4 protein-coding genes and 1 pseudogene are annotated in these 7,990 nt (G+C 73.2%); 1 reads left to right on the top strand and 4 read right to left on the bottom strand.

All coding sequences use genetic code 11. The annotated features are described in order from the left end of the window. Positions 1 to 959 (top strand): glycoside hydrolase family 1 protein (locus J1C73_RS19410; RefSeq protein WP_207317523.1); only part of this gene is annotated, 959 nt, incomplete at its 5' end. Between the two features lie 21 nt (positions 960 to 980). Here the strand turns inward: J1C73_RS19410 and J1C73_RS19405 are convergent. The 4 genes and pseudogenes from J1C73_RS19405 to J1C73_RS19390 all read right to left on the bottom strand — a co-directional run. Then, positions 981 to 2,378 carry a hypothetical protein gene (locus J1C73_RS19405; RefSeq protein WP_207317522.1) on the bottom strand — a complete coding sequence of 466 codons (1,398 nt, stop codon included), beginning with the start codon at positions 2,376 to 2,378 and terminating at the stop codon, positions 981 to 983. 59 nt (positions 2,379 to 2,437) lie between these two features. Continuing rightward, a complete protein-coding gene (locus J1C73_RS19400; RefSeq protein ID WP_207317521.1) occupies positions 2,438 to 4,987 on the bottom strand; it encodes a hypothetical protein in 2,550 nt (849 codons plus the stop codon). Between the two features lie 94 nt (positions 4,988 to 5,081). After that, positions 5,082 to 5,426 (bottom strand): hypothetical protein, encoded by a 345-nt coding sequence (locus tag J1C73_RS19395; RefSeq protein ID WP_207317520.1) that lies wholly within the window; start codon positions 5,424 to 5,426, stop codon positions 5,082 to 5,084. After that, positions 5,423 to 7,990, bottom strand: a pseudogene (locus J1C73_RS19390) (hypothetical protein); the annotation flags it as partial. The pseudogene J1C73_RS19390 and the gene J1C73_RS19395, both read right to left, overlap by 4 nt.

Genomic DNA, 7,990 nt, shown 5'->3' with positions numbered 1-7,990 from the left:
CCGAGTACGCGGGCATCGTCGCCGAGCGCCTCGCCGACCGCGTACCCATGTGGATCACCATCAACGAACCCGCCGAGGTGACCATGCTCGGCTACGCACTCGGCGAGCACGCCCCCGGCCGCGCCCTCCTCTTCGACGCGCTGCCCGCCGCCCACCACCAGCTCCTCGGCCACGGCCTGGCCGTACGCGCACTGCGTGCCGCGGGGGCAGACAACATCGGCATCGCCGTCTCGCACTCCCCGGTCTGGACCGCGGGAGAGTCCGAGGAGGACCGCTTCGCCGCCGAGCTGTACGACACGCTGACCAACCGGCTGTTCGCCGACCCGCTCCTCGCCGGCCGCTACCCCGACGAGAACTTCGCCGCGCTGATGCCCGGCCCGGTCGAGGACGACCTGCGGACCATCTCCGCCCCGCTCGACTGGTACGGGGTCAACTACTACAACCCCACGCTCGTCGGCGCGCCCAGGGCCGAGGCCCTCGACACCTTCGCCGGCTTCGGCATGCCTGACGAACTGCCCTTCGGCATAAGGGAGATCGAGGGGTACGAGACGACCGACTTCGGCTGGCCCGTCGTCCCCGACGGACTGCGCGAGACCCTCGTCCAGCTGAGCAGCCGCTACGGCGACCGGCTCCCGCCGCTCTACATCACCGAGAACGGCTGTGCCTTCGACGAACCCGCGAAGGACACCCGCCGGATCGCCTTTCTCGACGCGCATCTGAAGTCCCTGCGGTCGGCCATCGACGCGGGCATCGACGTACGCGGCTACTTCACCTGGTCGCTCACCGACAACATCGAGTGGACCGAGGGAGTCAGCAAGCGTTTCGGCCTGGTCCACATCGACTACGAGACGCTGCGCCGCACGCCCAAGGACTCGTACGCCTGGTACCGCGACGTGATCAGGGAACAGAAGCGGCAGGGTGCCGGTCCGGGCGGCCGGACCGGCACGGACTCCGCCTGAGGGCTGTCCCCGCTCACGCGGTCACGAGGCCGTGCACTTCACCTTGATCGGAGCGGCGGCGGCGTGCCGGTTGCCCGAGGTCTTGCCGCGGTTGTCGAGCACGATGGAGATCTTGCCCGTGCTCACCGGGAAGGTTCCGGCGTTGATCCACTGACCCAGGTGCGAGGGCTGGTCGATCTCGAAGGTGTCGATCTGGGTGCTCGGCTTGGCCTGGAAGTAGCGGTGGACGGCGTAGTGGGCCGGGTTGCCGCCGACGTAACTGAGGTCCTTGACGTTCGGGACGTAGACCGAGACCTGGCAGGTGCCCTTGGTCACCGACCCGGTGGGGAACTTCCACTGGGCGTAGCCGGTGGACTTCGTGGTGCTGTCGGACAGCGGCACGCTGTAGTAGAACCCGCTGCACCCGTAGGACGTCTGACTGCCCGAACTGCCGCGCCAGCCCCTGTTGCTGTCGCGGTACTGGTCGGACGTGGCGAAGCCGGGGGTGTTGCAGCCGGGGCCGATGAAGTGGCTGTACGTGACCGCGGCCGCCCGCTCCTGCTGGCTCGACACCGGTTTGTCGGCCGGTTTGCCGGAGCTGTCCTTGGCCGCCGGAGCGTCGGACGCCGCGGGCTCCGCGTTCTTCCCGGCCGGGGTGTGCCGGGCCTCCTTGCCGCTGCCCGTCCCGACGGTCTTCGTGCCGGCCTCGTGGACTCCGCCCGTCCCCGAGCCGCCAGCCGAGCCACCCGTTCCGGAGCCGCCTGCCGCCGCTGAGCCGGCGGCGGGCTTGCCGTCGGACTGCGGGCGGTTCTCACCGGGGGCGTTCTGCCGGCCCGGCACGAAACCCGGGCCCGAGCCGTCCGGGCCCATCCGGCTGCCCGCCGGTGCCAGTGCGGAGGGCGCAGAGGTGTCGTCGCCCGATCCGGACAGGCCGGAGATCAGGAAGGGCACACCGACCAGGACCAGTCCGCCGGCCACGGCTGCCGCGATCAGGGGCTTGCCGGGGCGGCCCAGGGGGAGAACTCCGGTGCGGCGGGCGCCGGTCGCGCTGCCCGCCGCCGTCGCGGTGGCGGTCGCGGTCCCGGCCGAGGCGGCCGAACTCGTCGCGGCGGCACCGGCGACAGCGACCGCGGGGGTCCCGGGGAGCGCGGCGGCTTCCGGATCGGTCTCCGCCCGGGGCTGCTCCTCGGTCTCCGCCTGGGCCTCCGCCTGGGGCGGTTCCCCCTCCTCGCCCTCGGCGGTGGCCGGGGCGGCGGAACCGGACACGGTGGCGGGAGTACCGCTGCCGGACGGTGCCGCGGCGGCCCCGTCGTCCGGCTTCTTGGGGAACAGCCCGGCGGACGGCTCTTCGGCCAGTGCCGCGACCGCCGCCGCGCGGGGGACGGGTGAGCCGGGAGTGCCGGACTCCGCGCCGGCTGCGGCTGACTCGCTGGTTGCCATGACATGCCTCTCGGACGGATCAGGATGGGGGACGGGAAATCGGGCGGATGGCTGCCGGATCAGGTACGGCACGGGAAGTGGCCGGTGCAGCGGGTCGGCCACCTGGCGGCCGTCGCGCCGTCGTCCCGGCGGGCCGCCTCGTCGAGCCGGGCGACCGCCTCGTCCGACGGCGGCCGGAACTGCCGCGCCCCACTGGGGATCTCTGCCAGCAGCACCCGTGCCGGACCCTCCTCGGACGCCTCGTGCCTGGCCAGTACGGAGAACTCGGTACCCGCCGGGAAGAGCGCCGTCGCACCGCTGTCACCCGGGGCGGCCAGCACCGACGTACGACGGGCGGTCACCGGCCGGATGACGTAACGGGCATGGCCGTCCGGCGGCGCCGGAGCGCCCTTCTGCTCAAGGTGTACGACGTCGAGCGGTGCGTCACAGCGCAGGACGGCTCCCGAAACGGCCTCGTCCGCGATCCCGGGCCCCGGCACGGCCCGGATCAGGGTTCCCCGCAGCGCGGGCAGCCTGCGCAGCCCGGAGGCGAGACAGGCGGCGTACCGCGCCAACTCGCCGTCTCCCGTGCCCGCGTCGGAGGCGAGCGCGAGCGCTCCGAACCGTCCGCCGGGCGATGACGTCAGATACAGGTGCACGGCGACCAGGTCGACCCGTGCCTGCTCCTCCTCGGGACCGCGCAGAGCGGGCAGTTGCACCAGAGCCCGGTTGACCGGCCCGGTGTGCTCCTCCCAGACCGACGCCGCCAGTTCGCGGAAGGCGGCCCGGTCGGCGCCACTGCTGAAGCCCGTCGGAGCCGGGGCAGGGTGCCGGGACGCCGCCACGGCGACCCGGACCGGGGGTGCGGGTGCACGCGGAGCCGGGGGCGGAGTCGGGGGTGCGGGTGTACGCGGAGCCGAAGCGACCTGGACGGTCTTCTGGGGTTCCGCGGCTTGTGCGGCCGGTCCGGCTGCCGGCGTGGGAGACATCGACGGGCCTGCGTGAGCGCTGCTGGTGGCCGGACGGGTGGCAGGTGCGGGGGCAGGGGGTGTCGTCGCGGAGCGCGCCGCAGAGGTGCTCGTCGGGGACGCGGGCGCGGCGGGCACCGGCGCGGTGGGCACGGGTATTTCCGCCGCCGGTGCGGAACGCGTGGGCGTCGCGGCGAACATCAGCGCGTTCCGTACCGCGAAGCGCCGCAGCGCGTCCACCGTTTCGGCTCCCGCACCGGCGGGCGACGCGATCTCGGCGTGCTCGCGGACCTGACCGTCCAGCTCCGGCAACAGGGCGGCGAGTGCCTTCAGGAGGGCGCCCCGGGCCTGTCCGTCGCCGCCCGCGTCCTCGACCTCGATCCGCACCGCTCGCGCGTCGGCGGGCCGCTCCCGGACCGCCGCCGGGGGGTTGGGGGAGCCGCCCACCCACAATCCGGCCCGTACCGCGACCACGTACGATCCGCCGGGCAGGCGCCCCACGGCGGGTTCCGGATCCGGGCCGACCACGGCGTCGGGCAGCAGCCAGTGCACCGGACGCGGGGCCGGGTGCGGTGCTTCCGCTTCCGCTTCCGCTTCCGTGGGAGTGCAGCTCACCGCGGCGAGCAGAGCGGGCCAGGTGCACTCGCCCTCGGCCGAGACCAGTCGTACCCGCTCCTGGAACGCGCCGCCCGAGGGGTTCGGCACGGAAAGCGGGAGGCCCGTGCAGACCTCCACCTCCGTGCCGAGCAGGTCGGCCACCCGTTGGGCGACGGGCAGCAGATCGTGTCCGCCGCCCGGGGCCAGCCGCACCCGGTCACGCAGTTCCGCAGGCAGCCGGGCGAGCAGCGTCGCCAGGTCCTCCACGAGGTCGTTGCGGCTCTCCGCGCCGCTCACCAGTACGGTCAGCCGGTCCGGGTGCACGGCAAGGGCGAACGCCAGATCGCCGGGGTGGGGTGCCGCCGTGCCCCTGGGGTGCAGCAGCAGCCCCGCGGGTATCTGCCGGACTGTGTGGTCGCCCAGTTCGCCGAGCGGAACCCGGGCCAGAGCGCGCTGCCAGCGCGGGGCGGGTATGCGTGCGCCCAGGGCCACGGGTTCCGCGCCCGGCGCGAAGCGCCACCAGCCGCCCGCCGGGCTCGCCGGCTCGCTCACGTACAGTCCGCCGCCGGGCACCAGGACCGCTGCGGCATCGGGCGCCTCGATCTCGAAGTCCCACGCATCAGCGAGGCGTTGGGCCAGCGGAAGCTGCCCGTCGGGCTTTCGCGCGGCAGCGCCGGACATCACCAGCCGGGCGGCGGACCGGTGTTCGTCGCGCAGCCTGGCGAGCAGGCCGCCCAGCTCCTCGCCCAGGTTCCCCGCAGCGTCCGGCGCGACGTCGACGATGACCACCGGGTGCTCCCGCTCGACGTGCAGGCTCCGGGCCAGCTCCCGCACAGAGGTACGGCGGTCGGCGGAGGAGCGCAGCAGGAATCCGGACGCGCCGCCGGGGCCGGACGCCGCGCCGAACTCGTCGAGGACCGTGCGAGGGCCCTGCGGGTCACCCGCGACCCGGCCGGACGCGACAGGGCCGGAGACGGCAGGGTCGGGAGTGGCGGGGCCGGGAAGCGATTCCGCCGCTGAGCGCCGTCCACGCCACCGTGGCAGCCGCGAGGTCAGTCCGCTCATCGGGAGCCCTCCCGACGGGTGAAGCTGCTGCGCTGCACTGACCCTCCATCAACAATTCCGCCTGGTTGCGACGCTGACCATAGCTCCCGGCAATTCATGAGGGACCCTCAGGGCCGGTGGCACGGCCGGGGCGGGTGGTGGACCCGCCGGTGAGGATGCCCAGGGCGAGGTCGGAGAGCGCCGAGCGGGCGGGTTCGGGCGCGGACGGCGGTGCGGCGTCCGCCTCCGCCTCCGCCGACGGTCCGGTGCTCGATCCGGCCCGCCGCAGAGCCGCCAACCGGGCTCCCGTGAGGCGGAGTTCCGCCTGCCGCAGCGCCCATTCTGACTCGGCGGCCTCGACGCGCGACGCCGGCTCCCAGCCATCCACGGGCTCTCCGGCGGACTTGCCTGCGGGGGCTCCCGCCACCATGGGTCCCTGTTCCTCCCGCGTGTCCGTCACGTCGCCCTCCCCGCGCCGCCGCCCAGGCTGGTGCCCGCCATCATGCTGGAGATCTCGGTCGCGCCCGTCCGGAGCTTCGGGGGCATGCGGCCGTTGTGGTGGTTGCCGCCGCCGGGGCGCTTGGAGCCGGTCTCCGGCAGTTGTTCGATGTAGGCGCTCCAGCCCCGCTCACCGCGCGGACCCTGGACATGCCACTCGATCACGAGGCGCCGCGAAACGCTGCTCCCCGGCGACTGCGTGGCATACGGCTCGCCGTTGAGGCCCCGCACCTCGATGCTCATGCCGAGGGCCGACGCGTACTGGCCGAGCAGGAAGTGCGCGTCGGGGCCCAGCGTGAACTCCTGCCCGTGGCGCAGTTCCGTGAAGCTCTGGCCAGGGGAGTGCAGGGACCCGGTGGCCAGCCGGGTGAAGAGTTCCTCCACGCCGATGCCGTGCCGGTCCGCCTCCGCGACCAGGGTGCCGACTTCCCGGAGGGAGTTCGTGTTCGCGTACAGCCCCCGCCAGACCGCCTGGAGGACACTCTCGCCGCCTGGTTCCCCGTGTGGCACGCTGTCGAGTGCCCGGAAGAGGGTTCCCTGGGACCCGAGAGGCGGCACCAGCTGCCCGGCCGGCACATGGCCCTCGCGGAACGACGGCAGGTACTCGTGTGCGAAGTACCGCAGGTGGTCCAGGAAGTACGGGTTGTCCGCGCTCAGCGCGAGGGCCCGGGAGAACAGCCTGATGTTGTTCGGGTCGATGCCCGCCCAGATGACCGGGTCCGGCTCCCGTGACACCTTGTCGGAGATCGACACACTGACCGAGTTCACTCCCGGCACACCGAGCCGCGGGTCGAGATGCGCCGCCAGCCCCGGGGCCCGGTCGGCCACGGGTGCGCCGTGGACGAGCGGGGTGGTGGGGTGCACGGGCCACAGCGGACTGTTGGTGTGCACCGGCTGCGCCGCGCTGCCCCAAAGGGGCTGGCCCTTCATGCCGGGAACCTGGCTGACGGAGTCCAGGACCTCCTCGTCCTGGTACTCCGCGAGACCCCAGATATCGCGGAACGGTGCCAGCTGAAGGCCCCGGCGCCCCGCCTGGACGTTGCCCAGCCCCGGTTCACTCTGGTGGAACATCCGCTGGAACGGGTTGGTGAGCCCCACGTGGTCCTGCGGCAGCGCCCCGGTCGCCCAGCGCCCCGCGACCAGCCGGGACAGGTCGGTGAGGACCGCCGCCTGCTCGAACTCCACGACGAAGGCGGCGCCCCGCCGCGGCAGCACCTGGTTCTCGGCTGCGACCTTGCGCCGGGTGTGCTGTGCTTCGAGCCGCTGCGCGTACGCCCACCGCCGCCTGAGGTGGGTGGTGAAGTCGGCATGCGGGGCGGGCGGCCGCGGCAGCGGCAGGTCCTCCCGCAGCTCCCACGTGTTGACCCGGTTCAGTGACTGGCTCAGGTTGTGGAACTCCGCCCCGCCCGGCCCGAAACGCAGCTGGTGCCGGTCCGGCGCGCCCCTGAGCAGAGTGGCTGCCGCGTCCACGAAGAGGTTGGGCTCGGGTGAGTACGGCAGCAACGGGTGCAGGCCGCGCAGCCGGGTCCGTACCCGCATGTCGTGGGTGATCTCGCTCCGGACCGTCTCCAGCATCTCCTCGAACGACGAGGTCGCCGGTTTGCCCTTCTCGGCCAGCAGCGCCGCGTACCGGCTCTCGGTCAGCTCCTTCAGCCGTGCGGTCGCCGCCGTCTCGTCCGGGCGCGGCAGCCGGTAGCCGCCCGACATCATCAGCGGGCGCAGCGGCAGGGCGTCCTCGCCCGTCTCCAGCCGGGACTCGAACCAGCTGAAGACATGCGTGTTCCGGGTGGTCGCGCCGTCGCGCGTGGAGACCACGTGCGGATAGGTGTCGAAGTCCATGAACGCGATGTACGGGTGGGTCCGCCGGTCCATCATCGAGCGCACCAGATGGCGGTTGGCGTTGCTTTCCAGGACGTTGTTGCGGGCCGTCCCGAACGGGAAGGCCTTGCCGTCCGGCCAGGTCATGGTCATCGGGACCAGGGCCAGCGGGCGTGCGAAGGTGGCCTGCGCCGCCGCGTGGCGCACGGTCGCGGCGATCTCGGCGTGCTTCGCGGCGGTACTTTCGGCCTTGGCCGCCTTGGTCTGCCGCCCTCCCCCGGGGGGCCCTTCCACGCGCGCGTTGACGCCGACGACGACCGCCACCCGTCCCGGGTACCCCTCCAGTTCCTCGGTGACCGCGTCCAGGAACTCCTGAAGCCGCTCGGGGTGTTCGCGCAGCTCGCGCTCGGAGACGATCGCGTTGACGACGTAGGAGAGCGGAAACGGCCGGCCGGACCGGTCCGGATCGTCCGGCAGGCTGTTCCGCAGCCAGTCCTGGTACTCGCTCTCGGTCAGGTCGTGGAGGCTCGCCGGTGGCACGAGATCGCTGAACGCCTGGTTGACGTAGGTGAGCGTGGAAGTCTGCGGTCGGTTGCCCGGGGCGGGCACGGACCACTCCTGGCTGGGGCGGGTGGGCTCGGACTCGACCACCTCGACCGGGGCCGGCTCGTCGAGGTCCATCGGCGTCGCCTGCGGTACCGACTGGGA

The sequence above is a fragment of the Streptomyces laculatispora genome, assembly GCF_017353455.1.
GTDB classification, from domain to species: domain Bacteria; phylum Actinomycetota; class Actinomycetes; order Streptomycetales; family Streptomycetaceae; genus Streptomyces; species Streptomyces laculatispora.
The sequence above is the reverse complement of the archived record's forward strand: the minus strand, read 5'-3'. Positions and strand labels throughout refer to the sequence as shown.